A 16,265-nucleotide genomic window follows, 5' to 3' on the forward strand; every position below is an offset into this window, starting at 1 on the left:
TCGCGGGTAAACCCGCTCCCACAGAAGCCCGCGTAGGGGGCAGGGTTGATCGATGGCCTAATAAGCATCGAACTTTTCGATCTTAAGCCACGGTATTCAGCCAGCCCACATCCCCCAACCTGCTGATACAATCGGCCCACGAGAAATTTTCAACTTATTCCAGGAGCACAACGTGCCCGTCGTCTTTGTTGCCGCCTCTAAACTCCCGACTCCCTTCGCGACCTTCACCATGCATGGCTTCCTCGACGAAGCCACTGGCCGTGAGCACGTGGTGCTCAGCCTGGGTGACATCGCGGACGGCCAGCCGGTGCTGGGGCGCCTGCACTCCGAGTGCCTGACCGGCGATGCCCTGTTCAGCCAGCGCTGCGACTGCGGCTCGCAGCTGGAAGCCGCGCTGCAGGCCATCGCCCGTGAAGGCCGTGGCGTGCTGCTGTACCTGCGTCAGGAAGGCCGTGGCATCGGCCTGCTGAACAAGATTCGCGCCTACGAGCTGCAAGATGGTGGCGCCGATACCGTCGAGGCCAACGAGCGCCTGGGCTTTGCCGCCGACCAGCGCGACTACGCCATGTGCCTGCCGATGCTGGAGCACCTGGGCGTGAAGTCGCTGCGCCTGATGACCAACAACCCGCGCAAGGTCAAAGCCCTGACCGACATGAACATCGTCGTCGCCGAGCGCGTACCACTGCACACCGGGCACAATCCGCACAACCGCTACTACCTGGCAACCAAGGCCGGCAAGCTGGGCCACATGCTGGGTAACGAGCACCAGGGCGAGGTGCCTCAGGCGTGACCCGCGCCGAGGTCAAGCGGCGCCTGGCGCTGGCCTGGTGGCAGTACCTGGCGGTGGGCCTGGTGCCGCTGCCAGTGATGGCCTGGGCCTTCGGTGGCGGTGATGCGCTGGCCTCGGTGCTGGCCATGCCACTGTTCATTGCCGGCGCGGCGACCATGTTCCTCAGCCTGCCGCGCTTCGGTGCCTACAAGCGCGCCCTCATCGCTACGTCCAAGGTGCTCGGCACTGGCGAAGAGCCTGCCGCCTGGATCGAGCTGGCGCGGGTGCGGCGCCTGGCCATGCTGTATGCCTGCTTCCCGGCCTGGGTCGCCGCCTTGTCGGTGCTGGTCGGCCTCGAGGCGGTGCCGCAGATCCTGCTGGCGTTGTCCACCGCAGTGGTGCTGTACCTCTATCGCATTCCACGCCAGCTCGGCTGATGCGCCTGCTGCCGGGCCTGCTGGCACTGTTCGCCTGCTCCGCACTGGCCGCCGAACCCCTGCGGGTGGTCAGCCTGGCCCCGTCGATGAGCGAGATCATGCTCGAACTGCAGGCCGATGACCTGCTGGTCGGTGTGCTCGACGGTGGCGAACGGCCGGCGGCGCTGCGCGAGCTGCCCTCGGTGGGGCGCCAGGGGCAACTGGACCTCGAACGCTTGCTCAGCCTTCGCCCCGACCTGTTGCTGCTGTGGCCGGGCAGCGTGTCGCCGGCCCAACGTGGCCAGCTCAAGCGCCTAGGTATCGCAACGTACAGCGCAGAACCCCATGACATCGACCAGCTGATCGAGCAGATCGAAGCCATCGCCGAACGTATCGGCCGTGCCGAACAGGGCCATCGGTATGCCCAGGCCCTGCGTGACCGGCTGCGGCAGCTGCGCCAGCAGTATCGACGGGACGAGCCCCTGCAGGTGTTCTACCAGGTCTGGGACCGACCGCTGTATACGCTCGGTGGCCGGCAGGTGGTCAGCGATGCCCTGGCCGTTTGCGGCGCGCGTAATGTCTTCGCCGATCTCACCCAGCCGGCGCCGCAGGTAAATGTGGAGTCTGTGCTGCTGCGCAACCCGCAGGTCATTCTGGCGGGTGATGGGGCGCAGCTGGAGAGTTGGAAGGCCTGGCCGCAACTGCGCGCGGTTGCCGATGATCGTTTACTGGTGGTGCCAGACAAAGGCCTGGAGCGGCCTAGTGGGCAGATGATCGAAGCTACGGCGCGCTTGTGTGCGCTGCTCGAGGCTAACGCGCCAACGCCCAAGTGAGCTTTTGCGAGGGCTGCGCCCTCGATCGCGACGCAAGGCCGCTCCTACAAAGAACTGCGCGGTGCCTGTAGGAGCGGCCTTGTGTCGCGATGGGCCGCAAAGCGGCCCCAAAAAATCAAAGCCCGAGCCTGGCCATGCGGGCCTTCACCGAAGCCCCGATCCCGGCCGCATCAAGCCCACACTCAGCCAGCATCTGCGCAGGCTTGGCATGCTCGACATAGATGTCCGGCAACCCCAGGTGCAGCAGCGGTTTCACGATCGCCTGGCTGGCCAGGAACTCACCCACAGCCGCACCGGCACCGCCCATGATGGCGTTTTCTTCGATGGTCACCAGCAGCTCATGGTTTGCGGCCAGTTCCAGCACCAGTGCCTCGTCCAGCGGTTTGACGAAGCGCATGTCGACCACGGTAGCGTTGATCTGCTCAGCCACCTGCATGGCCTCGGCCAGTTGCACGCCGAACACCAGCAAGGCGACTTTCTCGCCCTGGCGACGGACCACGCCCTTGCCGATTTCCAGCGGTTCCAGGTCACCACTGATCGGCGCGTTCGGGCCGGTGCCACGCGGGTAGCGCACAGCCGCCGGGCCGTTGTACAGGTGGCCGGTGCTGAGCATCTTGCGCAGCTCGTTCTCGTCGCTTGGGGTCATCACCAGCATGCCCGGGATGCAGCGCAGGTACGACAGGTCGTAGCTGCCCGCATGGGTCGGGCCGTCTTCGCCGACCAGGCCGGCGCGGTCGATGGCGAACAGCACGTCGAGGTTCTGTACCGCCACGTCGTGGATCAGCTGGTCGTAGGCGCGCTGCAGGAAGGTAGAGTAGATCGCCACCACCGGCTTGCTGCCCTCGCAGGCCATGCCGGCCGCCAGGGTCACGGCATGCTGCTCGGCGATCGCCACGTCGAAGTAACGCTCCGGGTAGCGCTCGCTGAAGTCGACCAGGTCGGAGCCTTCCTTCATCGCCGGGGTAATGCCCACCAGGCGGTTGTCGGCGGCAGCCATGTCGCACAGCCACTGGCCGAACACCGCCGAGTATTTCGGGCCGCTGGCTTTCTTCGGTGCGGCGGGTTTGTCGGCCGGCTCCAGCTTGGTGATGGCGTGGTAGCCGATCGGGTCGATCTCGGCCGGGGCGAAGCCCTTGCCCTTCTTGGTCACCACGTGCAGGAACTGCGGGCCCTTGAGGTCACGCATGTTGCGCAGTGTGGCGATCATGGTCGGCAGGTCGTGGCCGTCGATCGGGCCGATGTAGTTCCAGCCCAGTTCTTCGAACAGCGTGCCCGGCACCAGCATGCCTTTGGCGTACTCCTCGGTGCGGCGGGCGATTTCCCAGGCGCCCGGCAGGCGCGACAGCACTTTCTTGCTGCCTTCGCGCATGCTCGCGTAGGTGCGGCTGGAGAGGATCTTGGCCAGGTAGTTGGACAGGCCGCCGACATTGCGCGAAATCGACATGTCGTTGTCGTTGAGGATCACCAGCATGTCGGCGTTGACTTCCTGGGCGTGGTTCAACGCCTCGAAGGCCATGCCGGCGGTCAGCGCGCCGTCCCCGATCACCGCGATCGACTTGCGGTTGCTGTTCTGCAGGCGGGCGGCAATGGCCATGCCCAGTGCGGCGCTGATCGAGGTGCTGGAGTGGCCGACGCCGAAGGTGTCGTACTCGCTCTCGCTGCGGCGCGGGAAGGCGGCGATGCCGTCCTTCTGGCGCAGGCTGAGCATGCGGTTACGGCGCCCGGTGAGGATCTTGTGCGGGTAGGCCTGGTGGCCCACGTCCCACACCAGCCGGTCGTCGGGGGTGTCGAAGACGTAGTGCAGGGCGATGGTCAGCTCGATGACACCCAGGCCGGCACCAAAATGCCCACCGGTCTGACCCACGGTGTAGAGCAGTTCCTGGCGCAGTTCGTCGGCCAGGGTCTCCAGGTCGGCTTCGGCCAGCCGGCGCAGGCCGGCAGGCGTGTCAGCGCGGTCGAGCAACGGCGTGACCGGGCGTTCGCGGGGGATCTCTTGAAACGTCGTGGGCATCAGGCGAGTCGTTATAGGTGTGTGAAGACGCGGCAGTTTACCCCATTGTAGGAAATACTGCCCATTCAACCACGGGTTACGCGGCCCCTGTGGGAGCGGGTTCACCCGCGAATGCGGCGGTAGACTCAACATCGCATTCGCGGGTAAACCCGCTCCTACAGGGGATTGGTGTCGTTGCTTAATTGCGGCGTTCGACGATGTAACGTGCCAGCGCTCGCAGCGGCTCGGCCTTGTCGTCGAACTCACTCAGTGCGACCAGCGCCTGGTCGCGCAGTTCGATCGCATAGGCCTTGGCCGCTTCCAGGCCCAGCAGCGCCGGGTAGGTCGGTTTGTCACGGGCGATATCGGCCCCCTGGCGTTTGCCCAGGGTGGCGGTATCGCTTTCCACGTCGAGGATGTCGTCCTGCACCTGGAACGCCAGGCCGATGGCCTGTGCGTAGGTCTGCAGGGCATCCAGTTGCGCCTGTTCGGCGCGGGCGCTGGCCAGGGCGCCGAGGCGCACGCTGGCTTCGATCAGCGCACCGGTCTTGTGCCGGTGCATGAACTCCAGGGCCTGCTGGTCCAGCTTCAGGCCAACCGAGCCCAGGTCGATGGCCTGGCCACCGACCATGCCTGCCGGGCCGGCAGCCTTGGCCAGGGCCTGGACCATGGCCAGGCGAATGCTGTCGGCCTGCGGGCTCAGGCGCGGGTCGAGCAGGGCGCTGAAGGCCAGGCTCTGCAAACCGTCGCCGGCGAGGATCGCGCAGGCTTCATCGAAGGCTTTGTGGGTGGTCGGCTGGCCGCGGCGCAGGTCGTCGTCATCCATGGCCGGCAGGTCGTCATGCACCAGCGAGTACGCGTGGATCAGTTCCACCGCACAGGCTGCGCCGTTGGCCTGTTCGGCCGGGGCGCCCAAGGCTTCGCAGGCCGCGTAGGCCAGCAGCGGACGAACTCGTTTGCCACCGTTCATCACGCTGTAGCGCATGGCGGCGTAAAGGCGTTCGAGTTCCTTGGTCGGGGCGACGAACAACGGTTCGAGGGCGGCGTCGACCCGCGCCTGGCAGCTGGCCTGGTAGGTGCCGATCATGCTTCCGGCTCCGCGTCGAAGGGCTGTGCTGCCAGTTCGCCATCGCGTTCCAGCAGGATCTGCACCTTCTGTTCGGCCTGGGCCAGGGCGCCCTGGCAATCGCGGGTCAGGGCGATGCCTTGCTCGAAGGCGGCCAGCGACTCTTCCAGCGACAACTCGCCGTTCTCCAGGCGCTCGACCAGTGCTTGCAGGTCTGCGAGGGATTGCTCGAAATCGAGGGAGGCTTTTTTGCGGGCCATGGCGACTGTCTCGGTGGCATTCAGAACGGCGCGACACTAGCAGAGCGGGGCGGGGGGAGCAAACTTCCGGCAACCTGAGGTTGGACTTGCCGGCCTCTTCGCGGGTAAACCCGCTCCCACAGGTACTGCACCGGTCCCGAGTCTGCGCGGTCCCTGTGGGAGCGGGTTTACCCGCGAATGGGCCGCAAAGCGGCCCCGTGCGGTGGATCAGGCTGGCTCTGCTTCCAGCTCCAGCATGGCCTCACGGTACCGCGCCAGTTCCTCGATGGTCAGCACCGGCAGATTGTATTGCCGCGCATACACCGCCACCTGTTCGCCACGGGCCATCGTGCCATCGGGGTTCATCAGTTCGCACAGCACTGCCGCCGGGCGCAACCCGGCCAGGCGTGCCAGATCCACCGAGCCTTCGGTGTGGCCACGGCGGGTCAGCACCCCGCCATTGCGGGCGCGCAGCGGGAACACATGCCCCGGGCTGACGATATGGCGCTGGTCCGCGGTGGAGCGCAGTGCCGCGCCAATGGTGGTGATGCGGTCCTGGGCGGACACCCCGGTGGTGATGCCTTCCGCCGCTTCGATGGTGACGGTGAAGCCGGTGCCATGGCGGGCCTGGTTGTTCTGCACCATGGGTGCCAGTTGCAGTTCGTCGACGGTGGCCTCGTCCAGGCACAGGCAGACGATGCCGCTGCAATCGCGAATCATCATGGCCATGGTCTGCAGCGAGATGTTCTCGGCGGCGGCGATGATGTCCGCTTCGTCCTCGCGGTCGTCGTCGTCGAGCAGCAGCACAGGGCGCCCGGCCTGGAAGGCGGCGATGGCGGCGCTGACATTGGGGAATTGCGGGTGGTGCCTGGTGGACATGAAACGCTCCTCGTGAATGATCGATGAACGTCTCGGGGCGAACAAAATGCGCGCGCAGGGGCGCCCGGATGGCCCCTGCCTGACGCCTTCTTTCATCCGGACTATGACCGTCGGCTCTGGAGTCTCACCAGATCTGCTGACCCCCGGCATGGCCGGGGCGCTCGCGGGCTCATCTTTCGATTTACCGCCGGTGGGGACTTTCACCCCGCCCTGAAGACCCGCCAAGCATACAGCACATTGCCACCTCGCTGGCAACCCACGGCTCTACGACCTTTGGCGGTATCATTCGGCTATGCATTCGAGGAACAACCCCATGGACATTCTCCAGGTCGCCGGCGGCAAGCCGGTCAAGTTGTGGACCGACGGCGTACCGGTGGAAGACGACGCCCGCAAGCAACTGCTCAACACGGCCAGGATGCCGTTCATCTTCAAGCACCTGGCAGTGATGCCGGACGTGCACCTTGGCAAGGGCTCGACCATCGGCAGTGTGATACCCACGGTTGGCGCGATCATCCCCGCCGCGGTGGGTGTGGATATCGGCTGCGGCATGATCGCCGCGCGCACGTCGCTGCACGCCCGCGACCTGCCGGACAACCTGCATGGCCTGCGCAATGCCATCGAGCACGCCGTGCCGCATGGCAAGACCTTCGGCAAACGTGACCAGGGCGCCTGGGCCGATGTGCCAGCCAAGGCGGACAAGGCCTGGGGGCAGCTGGCCGGGCGCTTCAAGGCCATCACCGACAAGTACCCGCGGCTGGAGATGACCAATAACCGCCATCACCTGGGGACGCTGGGCGGCGGCAACCACTTCATCGAGGTGTGCCTGGACGAGGCCGACCGCGTCTGGTTCATGCTGCACAGCGGCTCCCGGGGCGTGGGCAATGCCATCGGCAACCTGTTCATCGAACTGGCCCAGGCCGACATGCGCCAGCACCTGGCCAACCTGCCGGACAAGGACCTGGCGTATTTCGAGGAAGGCAGCCGCCATTTCGCCGACTACGTCGAAGCGGTGGAGTGGGCGCAGGACTACGCCAGGCAGAACCGCGAGCTGATGATGCTGGCGGTGGTCGGTGCGGCTCGCAAGGCGCTGGGCAAACCGTTCGAGGCCAGCCTGGAAGCGGTGAACTGCCACCACAACTATGTGCAGCGCGAGCAGCATTTTGGCCGAGAGGTGCTGGTGACGCGCAAGGGGGCGGTGTCGGCGCAGAAAGGGCAGTTGGGCATCATTCCCGGCTCGATGGGGGCCAAGAGCTTCATCGTGCGAGGGCTGGGCAACGAGGAATCTTTCTGTTCCTGCAGCCATGGTGCCGGCCGGGTGATGAGCCGGACCAAGGCCAAGAGCCGCTTCACCGTGGAAGACCAGCGGCGGGCCACGGCGCATGTGGAATGCCGCAAGGACAAGGAGGTGATCGACGAGATCCCCATGGCCTACAAGGACATCGATGCGGTGATGCGCGCGCAGCAGGAATTGGTGGAGGTGGTGCACACCTTGCGGCAGGTGGTGTGTGTGAAGGGCTGACCGGGGGGCTGCCTGTGCCGGCCTCTTCGCGGGTAAACCCGCTCCCACAGGGATCGAGTGAACCTATGGGGCACAGGTTGCCAGGAAAAGATGAAGCCTGTGATGGCGCAGGTTGCAACTGAAGGTGAAGCCTGTGGGGGCTCTGTGGGAGCGGGTTTACCCGCGAAGAGGCCAGTGCAGGTTATCGGGACATCCCTTCAATTACCCGCTTCAGCGAAGCCGGTAACATCGGCCCATGCCCCAGCCCGTCAATCCGCTCGAACCGTGCCTGCAACCCCGGCACCTTGGCCAGGTCTGCCACCAGCTCCCGCGCCGCCCGTTCTACATCCCCTTGCACCGGCATGCGCGGGTTAGCCGGCTCCTCACTCCCGCGCATCAGCAACAATCGAGGCCGGCTGCTACCCAAGCGCTGGTCAAGCCCCTGCGCCTCACGCACGATCGCACCGTCATGCCACCACAGCGAAGGGCTGGCCGCCACATAGTCGCTGAAAGCCCCAGGCCGGGTGAACAGCGCATGCAGCACGGCCAACCCACCGTAGGAATGCCCCCACAACGTCTGCCGCTGCAGGTCGATCGGTGCCACACCCGCCACCAGCGGCCGCATGCGCTCGCTCAGCAGATCGAGGAACTCGTCCACGCCACCGCTCGGTTGCCCGGTCAACGGGTCCAGTTGCGCAGCCGGCCCAGGTAATGCCGGGGTGTAATCATAGGTACGCCCGACCCGCTCGATCCGCTGATCGGTCTGGTACCCCACGGCCACCAGCAATGGCGCCTGGCCGGCGGCAAGCTTGCCCAGCAGCAGGCTGTCCAGCGCCCCCAGCGCGGCGTTGCCATCGAGCATCCACAGCACCGGGTAACCTGCCGCTGGCGCCGGGCGGTCTGGTTTGCCGATCCACAAGCGGTAATGACGCTGGCCATCGGCCGAGTCCAGGTCGAGCTGGCTGAAGCGGTAGGCCAGGTCCTGGCGCTGCAGCAGCGAGGTATCCATCCTCTGTTGATGCTCGGGCTGCGCCAGGGCAGCAGGGGCCGCAAGGGCCAGTGCCAAAGCCAGCGTCAGGGTCATCTTGCTCATCAGGTGTCTCATCAGGGCTTTGCAAGGAGCGCAAGGCAGAAACGCCAAGATGATAATCAGTCCTGATTGAGCGTAAAGCGCATTAACTTTCTAAACAGTCCCGGGCCATCGGCAAAGTCATGTGCAGGCACAGGCCTGGGTGACCGTTGCTGGCCCACAAGCGACCGCCTTGCAGTTCGATGGCGCGGCGGGCGATGGCCAGGCCCAGGCCGAAGCCCGCGCCGCTGTCGGCCAGCCGCTGGTAGGGCTTGAAGATGCGTTCGAGCTCGGCGTGCGGCACCCCGGGCCCCTGGTCACTCAGGCGCAGGTGCCAGCAGTCGCCCTCCAACCAGCCATCCAGGCTGACCCGGCCCTCGGCCGGCGAGTGGCGGATGGCATTGCGCATCAGGTTTTCCAGGGCTTGGGCCAGGCTGTCCAGGTGGGCTTGCACCACGCAGTCGGGGCCGAGCGAGCAGGGCAGGCGGGCGCGGTCCCAGCCGCTTTCGAAGCAGATGTCCTGGCACAAGGCTTCCCACACCGAAACCATCAACACCGGTTCGGTCGGCAAGCTGGGCTGTTCGGTGTCCATCCAGGCGAGGTCCAGCGTGTCCTCCAGAAGCTTCTGCATGTCGGCGACCTCGCGGTCCAGGCGCTCGCGCAACTGGGCCGGCGGCAAGCCGCTGTCATGGGCGATGCGCAGCCGCGCCAGCGGCGTGCGCAGTTCGTGAGACAGCGTGCGCAGCAACAGGCGCTGCTGCTCCAGGCTCTGGCGCAGGCGCCCGGCCATGTGCTCGAAGGCCTGCGCCAGTTCGCCAAGCTCATCGCGCCGCTCCTGCAGGGGCAGGGCCGGGCTGTCGAGGTCGTCGGCACGCAGGGCGTCGGCGCGGTCGCGCAGGCGGTTCAGTGGCACCACAAGGTGGCGGTACAGCGCCAGAACCAGCAGCAGGGCGAGTAGCGTGGGGGCAACGCCATGGGTGATTACATGGGTCCATGGGGTCAGGCCGGTAGGCAACAGGTGTTCGGGCAGTTGCATTACCAGGCGACCGTGCTCGGGGTGTTGCGGGAACTCGATGCTGACGTAGGGCAGTTCATCCTGCAGGCGCCGGCTCATCGGCCAGTCGAGCTTGCGCATGAAGGTCAGGTGGCTAGCTTCCTCAGCGCTCAGTGGGGTGCTGCCAAGGCTCTGCAGGTGCGGCCCGACCAGCGCCACCCAAGTGCCCTCGGCCTGTTCCAGTTGCCTGCGCCAGGCCTCGGCACCCTCCGCGCCGCCTTGCTCCCAGGCCTGTTCGGCTTGCTGTGCAAAGCGCGCCAGGTAGTCCTGGTCGGCTTGGGACAGGAAGTAGGTACTGCGCTCCACCGACAGGCCCCAGGTCCAGATCAGCCAGGTCAGCAACAGGCAGAAGCCAACCTGCAGTACGGCCAGTTTCCATAGCAAGGGATGACGGCGCATCAGGCTTGTTCCGTGTCGACCAGGATGTACCCCTGGCCGCGTACGGCCTGGATCTGCAGGTGCTTGGCATCGATGTCGGCCAGCTTGCGGCGCAGGTTGCACACATGCACATCCAGGCCGCGATCCAGGCGGGTGTAGGCCCGGTGCAGCACGGTCTGGTAGAGAAATGGTTTGCTCAAGGCTTCGGCGGGGTGGGCCCGCAGGGTGGCCAGCAAGCGGAATTCGGACGCGGTGAGGCCGGCAGCTTTGCCGTTGTGGATAACGTCCTGGCGGTCCTGGTCGAGCATCACCTCGCCGACGTCGGCACGCAGCGCCTTACCACGATCGAACGCCACACGCCGCAGCAATGCATCGACCCGGGCGTCCAGCTCGGCCAGGCTGAAGGGCTTGGGCAGGTAATCGTCCGCGCCCCGGGTAAAGCCACTGATGCGATCCTGCTCGGCCCCCAACGCCGACATCAGCATGACCGGCACCGCCTGCTGCTGGCGCAACTCGTCGAGCAGGCTGAGGCCGTCGATGCCTGGCAGCATGATATCCAGCAGCACCAGCTCGAACTGTGATTGCTGTATGGCATTCAGGGCCTGGGCGCCGGTGGCGCATGCGTGCACCCGGAAACCCCGGTTGAGGAAATGGCGTTCCAGGTCCTGGCGCAGGCGTGGGTCGTCTTCGGTGAGGAGAAGTGAGGTGGGCACAGCGAGCCTTGAATGAGAATTCGTATCAGTTACGAATCATCCCATTGCCGGCAGGGCGAGGGCAACGCCTGGATGTGTTAAGAAGGTTAATCCTGCTGCACCCCCGATTCCCCTTCGGTATCGTTCGCAAAAAGCAACTTGTTTCGTTTGCGAATTACTACCATTTGGGGAAAGGGTGTGTCATGAGCAGTTTCAAAAGTTTGGGGGACTCGCGACGGGTTCGGGGCTGGCTGGTGCTGGGGCTGTTGGCGCCGTTTTCGTTGTCGGCACTGGCCGAGACGGTAGCGACCCAGGCGTCTGCCGAGGACAGCGCGCTTGACCTGCCGGCATTGACCATCGAAGGCAACCGCCTGTATGACATGCTGCCGTCGGAAGAAACTGGCGGCTACAGCGTGGATGCCGCCACCGTGGGCACCAAGACCCCCGCAGCGCTCAAGGACATCCCGCAATCGATCACCGTCTACACCCAGGACTACGTCAAGGACCGCCAGTTCGTGCACCTCGATGACCTGGCCAAGTACACCGCCGGCCTGCGCACCCTGACCAACGACAGTGGCCGTTCGTCGATCTACGCCCGTGGCTACGAGTACAGCGAGTTCAATATCGACGGCCTGCCGGCGCCCATGGCCAGCATCTTCGGTACAGTACCGTCACTGGCGGCATTCGACCGTGTCGAGATCATGCGTGGCCCGGCCGGGCTGTTCAGCAGCACCAGCGAACTGGGCGGCATCGTCAACATGGTGCGCAAGCGCCCGACCGCCGAGTTCCAGGGGCATGTCGAAGGCAGCTATGGCACCTGGGACACCAACCACGAAGAAATCGACCTGAGCGGGCCGCTGGATGATGCCGGCCGGGTGCGCGGGCGCTTCATCGCCTCGCGTGACGACACCAATGGCGAGGTCGACTACAACGCCAACACCAGCAACAGCTACTACGGTGCGCTGGACGTCGACCTGGACGACGCCACCACCCTGTCGTTCGGCCTGATTCATGAAGTGAAGAACATCACCCCGCACAATGGCTATCCGGCAACGCTGTCCGGCGAAGTACCCGACTTCAGCCATTCGAAGTTCCTGGGGGCTGACTGGAATTACTTCGACGGCAAGACCACCGACCTGGTCGCCGAGCTGACCCACCGCTTCGACAACGGCGGCTATGGCCGTGTCGCAGCCCGTGGCTCGCATCGCGACACCAATTACCTGTACGCCTTCACCGCGACCAACGCCACCACTGGCGCAAACTCCGAGCGCGCCAGCGCCCGCGATTTCACCCAGGACACCTACTCGCTGGACGCCAGCTACAGCCAGCCGTTCGAAACCTTCGGCCAGGTCAGCGAATTCGTGGTCGGCAGCGACTACAAGAATTACGACACCGAGTACCTCAACGGCACAACCAACCTGGGCGCCATCAACGTCAATACATACTCGCCCAAGCAGTTCGCCAAGCCATCGCCCAACTACAGCACCGAGACCGGTATGCAGGAAGAGGAATACGGCCTGTACTCCAAGGTCACCTTCCGCCCGGTCGAGCGTCTGGCGCTGATCGCCGGGGGCCGCTTCAGCTGGTACCGCGGTGATTTCTACACCACTACCCTCAGCAGCGGCGCCACCACCAACGACAGCAAGCGCGTGGATGGCCACTTCACCCCGTATGGCGGCCTGGTCTACGACCTGACCGAGAACCATGCGCTGTACGCCAGCTATTCGCAGGTTTTCAAGCCGCAGTCCGACACCGACAGCAATGGCCGGGTGCTCAAGCCGCGTGAGGGCGAGCAGTACGAGTTCGGTCTCAAGAGCAGCTACTTCGGCGGCGACCTGAATACTCGCTTCTCGGTGTTCCGCCTGACGGACAAGAACCGCGCGACCACCGTGTATGACGCCGACGGTGTGGCTACCACTGACTCTGTTGCATCCGGCAAGACCCGTGTGAAAGGCGCCGAAGTGGAAGTGAGCGGCAAGCTGACGCCGAACTGGGAGGTGCTGGCCGGCTACACCTGGATGGAAACCGAAACCCTCAAGGGCGATGCCGAAACCACCTTCTTCATCATGCCGCGCAACCAGGCATCGCTGTGGAGCAAGTACACCATCAGCCAAGGGCCGCTGAACGGCCTGGCCATTGGTGGCGGTATTTCGGCGATGAGCAACTTCTATTCCGAGAACGGCGGTGTGCGCATCGACGCGCCAGGCTATGCGACTGTGGATGCAATGCTGTCTTATCCGGTTACCTCGAAGCTGACGGCCACCTTCAACATCAACAACCTGTTCGACCGGGACTACCTGTCGCGGGTGGGGTCGACCTCGACGTTCAACTTCTACGGGCCGTCGCGGAGCATGATGGTTGGGGCGCGGTATGACTTCTGATAATCAGATTTTTCCCGTTGCGCGTAGGCCATTTCTGAAATAGCTTCCTAGCGCCCTTGAGCCATTGCGGTGGTGCTCCTGGCGGCCTAGTGTGGCCCAGTCGTTGCCAAATCAGCGACCGGGCCTGCAAGCCTGTCCAGAGCAAAATGCCGATCACCGATGCCAATGGCATGCCATTGCGCGCGCTTAATGGTGGCTGCGTACGGGAGGTTTTCGAACCTGCCGGATTTTGCTCTCTGCCGGTCTTGCAGACCCGTACGTGGCTGCCACCCATCACACTGCAAGTAATGAGTGGCAGCTCTAGCCAACCTATAGAGAGTGTCACCATGCTTAAGATTGTTCCTGATCCACCCCACGATATTCATTCCCTTGAAGACACCCTGATCCAGGCCACGGACTATGCGCTGTGCGCTGCGACCGTTGTGCATCAGGCCATGCTGCTGCAGCCCAAGTCGCCGGCGTCGGTTTTGATGATGACGTCGATGCATGAACTGGAGACGCTGCGGGCTTTGCTGGAGTCGGCATTGATTCAGGTGCAGATGCCCGCTGGGCCCAGGACTTTGCACTGAGGCTTGAGTGATGTGTTGTCTGGGCGGGCCCTTTCGCGGGTAAACCCGCTCCCACAGGATCACCACAGTCTTCAAGACTTGCACAGTACCTGTGGGAGCGGGTTCACCCGCGAAAGGGCCCGTCCAGGCAGTCGAGAATTTTCAGGGGATTCAAAAATGACCACAGAAGACACCCAATTCACTGTCGGCAAGACCACGTTCTACCAAGGCGAACATGGCACCCACCCACTGTTCCGCATCGAGCCCGGCATCCCCTGCCGCGATGCCCGCGAGCAGTCTTCGGAGTTGATGGGCTATGTCCGCGAACTGACCATCACCGGCCTGATGGATGAGAAGCCGATGATGATCTGGGCTGCGCACTACCTGAGTGCGATGGCCAAGGCGCTGATGGATGATGCTGAGTTGGGTATGAAGCAGTGAGTGTTTGCCTTCAGGTTGTGTGAAGGCCGCAAGGGGTTCGCCTTGGCAATTTCAGCGCCTATGAGACCGAGCGCCGCCCGCGCGGCGCTCGGTCTGACAGGCGCTGCAAACCTGTCGGTATACACCTGCTGGCCCGCTTGATTAGAGTGGCGCCTGGGGTAATACAGGCCAGTCAAGCCTTTCGACAAGCGAGGTGCAGGTGAGCGTTGATATCGAGTGTGTGGTGGTCGGGGCCGGTGTGGTCGGCCTGGCGGTGGCGCGCGCCTTGGCGCAGGCTGGCCATGAAGTGCTGGTGGTGGAGGCGGGCGAGGGCATTGGCGTCGGGGTCAGCTCGCGCAACTCCGAGGTGATCCACGCCGGCCTGTATTACCCCGATGGCAGCCTCAAGGCGCAGCTGTGTGTCGAGGGCAAGCAACGCCTGTATGCCTATTGCGACAGTCGGGGCGTTGAATACCAACGCCTCGGCAAACTGATCGTCGCCACCGATGCGGCCCAGGTCGAAGGCTTGCAGCGCCTGCTGGAGCAGGGCCGGCGCAATGGTGTCGATGACCTGCAATGGCTCGACGCCGACCAGGCGCGTGAGTTGGAGCCGGCGCTGTCATGTGTCGCCGCGCTGTGGTCGCCGTCCACCGGCATCATCGACTCCCACGGTTTGATGCTCGCCCTGCTGGGTGACGCCGAGGCTGCGGGCGCCACCTTGGTACTGCATACCCCACTGCTTGCCGCGCGGGTGATCGAGGCCGGTTTCAGCCTGAACATGGGCGGTGCCGAGCCGATGAGCCTGACCTGCCAGCGGCTGGTCAACTGCGCCGGGTTATCGGCAGTTGAAGTCGCTGGGCACATCACCGGCCTCGACCCGGCCCATGTGCCCCAGGCCTATCTATGCAAAGGCAGCTATTTCAGCCTGAGCGGTCGTGCGCCATTTCGGCACCTAGTGTACCCCGCACCGGAACACGCCGGCCTGGGCGTGCACATGACCCTCGACCTGGGCGGCCAGGCGCGCTTCGGCCCGGATGTGGAGTGGGTGGAACATATCGACTACCCGGTAGACCCCCGGCGCGGCGACAGCTTCTATGCCGCCGTACGGCGCTATTGGCCCGACCTGCCCGACGCCAGCCTGCAACCGGCCTACAGCGGCATCCGCCCGAAAATCAGCGGCCCTCAGGACCCGGCGGCGGACTTTGTCATCAGTACGCCCGCCGAGCATGGTGTGCCGGGGCTGGTGAACCTGTTTGGTATCGAGTCACCGGGGTTGACCAGTTGCCTGGCATTGGCGGATCGCGTGCTGCATACCCTGCGTGACAACTGAGGGCAGTGCGAAGCTGCCTTCAGTCTTTATGCATGTGCTGCTTGCCATCGCGATGAGTATGGGCCTTTGAATGCCCCTCATCATGCTGGCCTGCGCCCGAGGCCTGCTCACCATGGTGGTCAGGCACGTTGCCGCGGTGCTGGCCTTCATGGTTGTGCATTTCACTTTCGCCACCACCATGCTGGTGGCCGCCACTGGCCGCGACCATCGTTTTGTATTGCTCGGCGTTCAACTGGGGTAACTGGTCCAGGAAGGCGACGATGCCCCAGATGTATTCATCGCCCATGCTCTTGCCCCAGGCCGGCATGCCAGAGGCCTTGATGCCGTGCTTGATGATCCAGAACGCCGCAGCGGGGTCGCCACCAATCCCGCTTTTGGTCAGGTTGGGGGGCGATGGATACAGAGCCTGGCTGAGCTCGGTCTTCTCGACGCCAGGGGCAAGGTGACAACCGATGCACATGGCATTGTAGTTACCGGCGCCGGTACCAATCAGCGTTTCATCTTTCAGGTCCGGCACCTGGATGTCCCTGGCCCGTACTGCGATCGAGCGGTCCCGTGCCATGGCCAGAAAGGCATGCACGGCGGGGAAATGGGGATCATCGGCCCCGACGTTGACCAGGCCGGAGTACGCAGCACCCAGCACGGCCACGCTGGCCACCGCGCCTGCTGCAACAAGCGTTGTTATTGTTCTTTTCATGTCTGG

Annotated in this window: 16 protein-coding genes and 1 riboswitch; of the genes, 8 read left to right on the top strand and 8 right to left on the bottom strand. The window is 64.5% G+C overall.

Features of this window, described 5'->3' with window-relative positions; translation table 11 throughout:
- Positions 1-172: 172 nt before the first annotated feature.
- The 3 genes from ribA to CAG46_RS22575 are packed head-to-tail and all read left to right on the top strand — an operon-like array spanning position 173 to position 2,018.
- The gene (gene ribA / locus CAG46_RS22565) at positions 173-790 is read left to right on the top strand and encodes a GTP cyclohydrolase II (protein ID WP_003260612.1); all 618 of its coding nucleotides are present in this window, start codon (positions 173-175) and stop codon (positions 788-790) included.
- On the top strand, positions 787-1,206 hold the full coding sequence (locus CAG46_RS22570) for an MFS transporter (RefSeq protein ID WP_075044459.1): 420 nt from the start codon (positions 787-789) through the stop codon (positions 1,204-1,206). Before ribA ends, CAG46_RS22570 begins: the two co-directional genes overlap by 4 nt.
- Positions 1,206-2,018, top strand: coding sequence for a cobalamin-binding protein (locus tag CAG46_RS22575; RefSeq protein WP_085617812.1), 813 nt, complete (start codon positions 1,206-1,208; stop codon positions 2,016-2,018). The genes CAG46_RS22570 and CAG46_RS22575 overlap by 1 nt, the downstream gene beginning before the upstream one ends.
- A gap of 115 nt (positions 2,019-2,133) precedes the next feature.
- Here CAG46_RS22575 and dxs read toward each other — a convergent pair whose 3' ends face one another.
- From dxs to ribB, 4 genes are all read right to left on the bottom strand, one after another.
- A complete protein-coding gene (dxs, locus tag CAG46_RS22580; protein ID WP_085617815.1) occupies positions 2,134-4,029 on the bottom strand; it encodes a 1-deoxy-D-xylulose-5-phosphate synthase in 1,896 nt (631 codons plus the stop codon).
- A 178-nt stretch (positions 4,030-4,207) separates the two neighbouring features.
- A complete protein-coding gene (ispA, locus tag CAG46_RS22585; RefSeq protein WP_085617817.1) occupies positions 4,208-5,095 on the bottom strand; it encodes a (2E,6E)-farnesyl diphosphate synthase in 888 nt (295 codons plus the stop codon).
- On the bottom strand, positions 5,092-5,334 hold the full coding sequence (locus CAG46_RS22590) for an exodeoxyribonuclease VII small subunit (protein ID WP_003255380.1): 243 nt from the start codon (positions 5,332-5,334) through the stop codon (positions 5,092-5,094). The genes ispA and CAG46_RS22590 overlap by 4 nt, the downstream gene beginning before the upstream one ends.
- A 207-nt stretch (positions 5,335-5,541) precedes the next feature.
- Entirely contained in the window at positions 5,542-6,192 is a 651-nt protein-coding gene (gene ribB / locus CAG46_RS22595; RefSeq protein WP_025337529.1) for a 3,4-dihydroxy-2-butanone-4-phosphate synthase, read from the bottom strand.
- Positions 6,193-6,272: 80 nt separating this feature from the next.
- Positions 6,273-6,414: riboswitch (FMN riboswitch) on the bottom strand.
- A gap of 91 nt (positions 6,415-6,505) precedes the next feature.
- Here ribB and CAG46_RS22600 point away from each other — a divergent pair.
- Entirely contained in the window at positions 6,506-7,711 is a 1,206-nt protein-coding gene (locus CAG46_RS22600) for an RtcB family protein (RefSeq protein ID WP_085617819.1), read from the top strand.
- A gap of 181 nt (positions 7,712-7,892) precedes the next feature.
- Here CAG46_RS22600 and CAG46_RS22605 read toward each other — a convergent pair whose 3' ends face one another.
- The 3 genes from CAG46_RS22605 to CAG46_RS22615 form a co-directional block, all read right to left on the bottom strand.
- The gene (locus CAG46_RS22605) at positions 7,893-8,783 is read right to left on the bottom strand and encodes an alpha/beta hydrolase (RefSeq protein WP_085617821.1); all 891 of its coding nucleotides are present in this window, start codon (positions 8,781-8,783) and stop codon (positions 7,893-7,895) included.
- An 82-nt stretch (positions 8,784-8,865) separates the two neighbouring features.
- Complete coding sequence (locus tag CAG46_RS22610) at positions 8,866-10,212, bottom strand: sensor histidine kinase (protein ID WP_085617824.1); 1,347 nt, start codon at positions 10,210-10,212, stop codon at positions 8,866-8,868.
- A complete protein-coding gene (locus CAG46_RS22615) occupies positions 10,212-10,904 on the bottom strand; it encodes a response regulator transcription factor (protein ID WP_085617826.1) in 693 nt (230 codons plus the stop codon). The genes CAG46_RS22610 and CAG46_RS22615 overlap by 1 nt, the downstream gene beginning before the upstream one ends.
- A 182-nt stretch (positions 10,905-11,086) precedes the next feature.
- Between CAG46_RS22615 and CAG46_RS22620 the strand changes: the two genes are divergently transcribed.
- From CAG46_RS22620 to CAG46_RS22635, 4 genes are all read left to right on the top strand, one after another.
- Positions 11,087-13,264 carry a TonB-dependent siderophore receptor gene (locus CAG46_RS22620; protein ID WP_025337534.1) on the top strand — a complete coding sequence of 726 codons (2,178 nt, stop codon included), beginning with the start codon at positions 11,087-11,089 and terminating at the stop codon, positions 13,262-13,264.
- Positions 13,265-13,590: 326 nt separating this feature from the next.
- The gene (locus CAG46_RS22625; RefSeq protein ID WP_085617828.1) at positions 13,591-13,833 is read left to right on the top strand and encodes a hypothetical protein; all 243 of its coding nucleotides are present in this window, start codon (positions 13,591-13,593) and stop codon (positions 13,831-13,833) included.
- A 156-nt stretch (positions 13,834-13,989) separates the two neighbouring features.
- The gene (locus CAG46_RS22630) at positions 13,990-14,253 is read left to right on the top strand and encodes a DUF3077 domain-containing protein (RefSeq protein ID WP_085617830.1); all 264 of its coding nucleotides are present in this window, start codon (positions 13,990-13,992) and stop codon (positions 14,251-14,253) included.
- Between the two features lie 199 nt (positions 14,254-14,452).
- Entirely contained in the window at positions 14,453-15,562 is a 1,110-nt protein-coding gene (locus tag CAG46_RS22635) for an NAD(P)/FAD-dependent oxidoreductase (protein ID WP_085617833.1), read from the top strand.
- A gap of 19 nt (positions 15,563-15,581) precedes the next feature.
- On the opposite strand, the gene CAG46_RS22640 is transcribed toward CAG46_RS22635, so the two are convergent.
- Positions 15,582-16,259, bottom strand: coding sequence for a c-type cytochrome (locus tag CAG46_RS22640; RefSeq protein ID WP_085617835.1), 678 nt, complete (start codon positions 16,257-16,259; stop codon positions 15,582-15,584).
- Positions 16,260-16,265: the final 6 nt, after the last annotated feature.

Source organism: Pseudomonas sp. B23(2017) (assembly GCF_002113725.1).
GTDB lineage: Bacteria > Pseudomonadota > Gammaproteobacteria > Pseudomonadales > Pseudomonadaceae > Aquipseudomonas > Aquipseudomonas putida_Z.

Coding starts and splice junctions, on each gene's coding strand:
- CAG46_RS22575 (WP_085617812.1), top strand. CDS start 1,206: ATGCGCCTGCTGCCGGGCCTGCTGGCACTGTTCGCCTGCTCCGCACTG.
- dxs (WP_085617815.1), bottom strand. CDS start 4,029: ATGCCCACGACGTTTCAAGAGATCCCCCGCGAACGCCCGGTCACGCCG.
- ispA (WP_085617817.1), bottom strand. CDS start 5,095: ATGATCGGCACCTACCAGGCCAGCTGCCAGGCGCGGGTCGACGCCGCC.
- CAG46_RS22590 (WP_003255380.1), bottom strand. CDS start 5,334: ATGGCCCGCAAAAAAGCCTCCCTCGATTTCGAGCAATCCCTCGCAGAC.
- ribB (WP_025337529.1), bottom strand. CDS start 6,192: ATGTCCACCAGGCACCACCCGCAATTCCCCAATGTCAGCGCCGCCATC.
- CAG46_RS22600 (WP_085617819.1), top strand. CDS start 6,506: ATGGACATTCTCCAGGTCGCCGGCGGCAAGCCGGTCAAGTTGTGGACC.
- CAG46_RS22605 (WP_085617821.1), bottom strand. CDS start 8,783: ATGAGCAAGATGACCCTGACGCTGGCTTTGGCACTGGCCCTTGCGGCC.
- CAG46_RS22610 (WP_085617824.1), bottom strand. CDS start 10,212: ATGCGCCGTCATCCCTTGCTATGGAAACTGGCCGTACTGCAGGTTGGC.
- CAG46_RS22620 (WP_025337534.1), top strand. CDS start 11,087: ATGAGCAGTTTCAAAAGTTTGGGGGACTCGCGACGGGTTCGGGGCTGG.
- CAG46_RS22625 (WP_085617828.1), top strand. CDS start 13,591: ATGCTTAAGATTGTTCCTGATCCACCCCACGATATTCATTCCCTTGAA.
- CAG46_RS22630 (WP_085617830.1), top strand. CDS start 13,990: ATGACCACAGAAGACACCCAATTCACTGTCGGCAAGACCACGTTCTAC.
- CAG46_RS22640 (WP_085617835.1), bottom strand. CDS start 16,259: ATGAAAAGAACAATAACAACGCTTGTTGCAGCAGGCGCGGTGGCCAGC.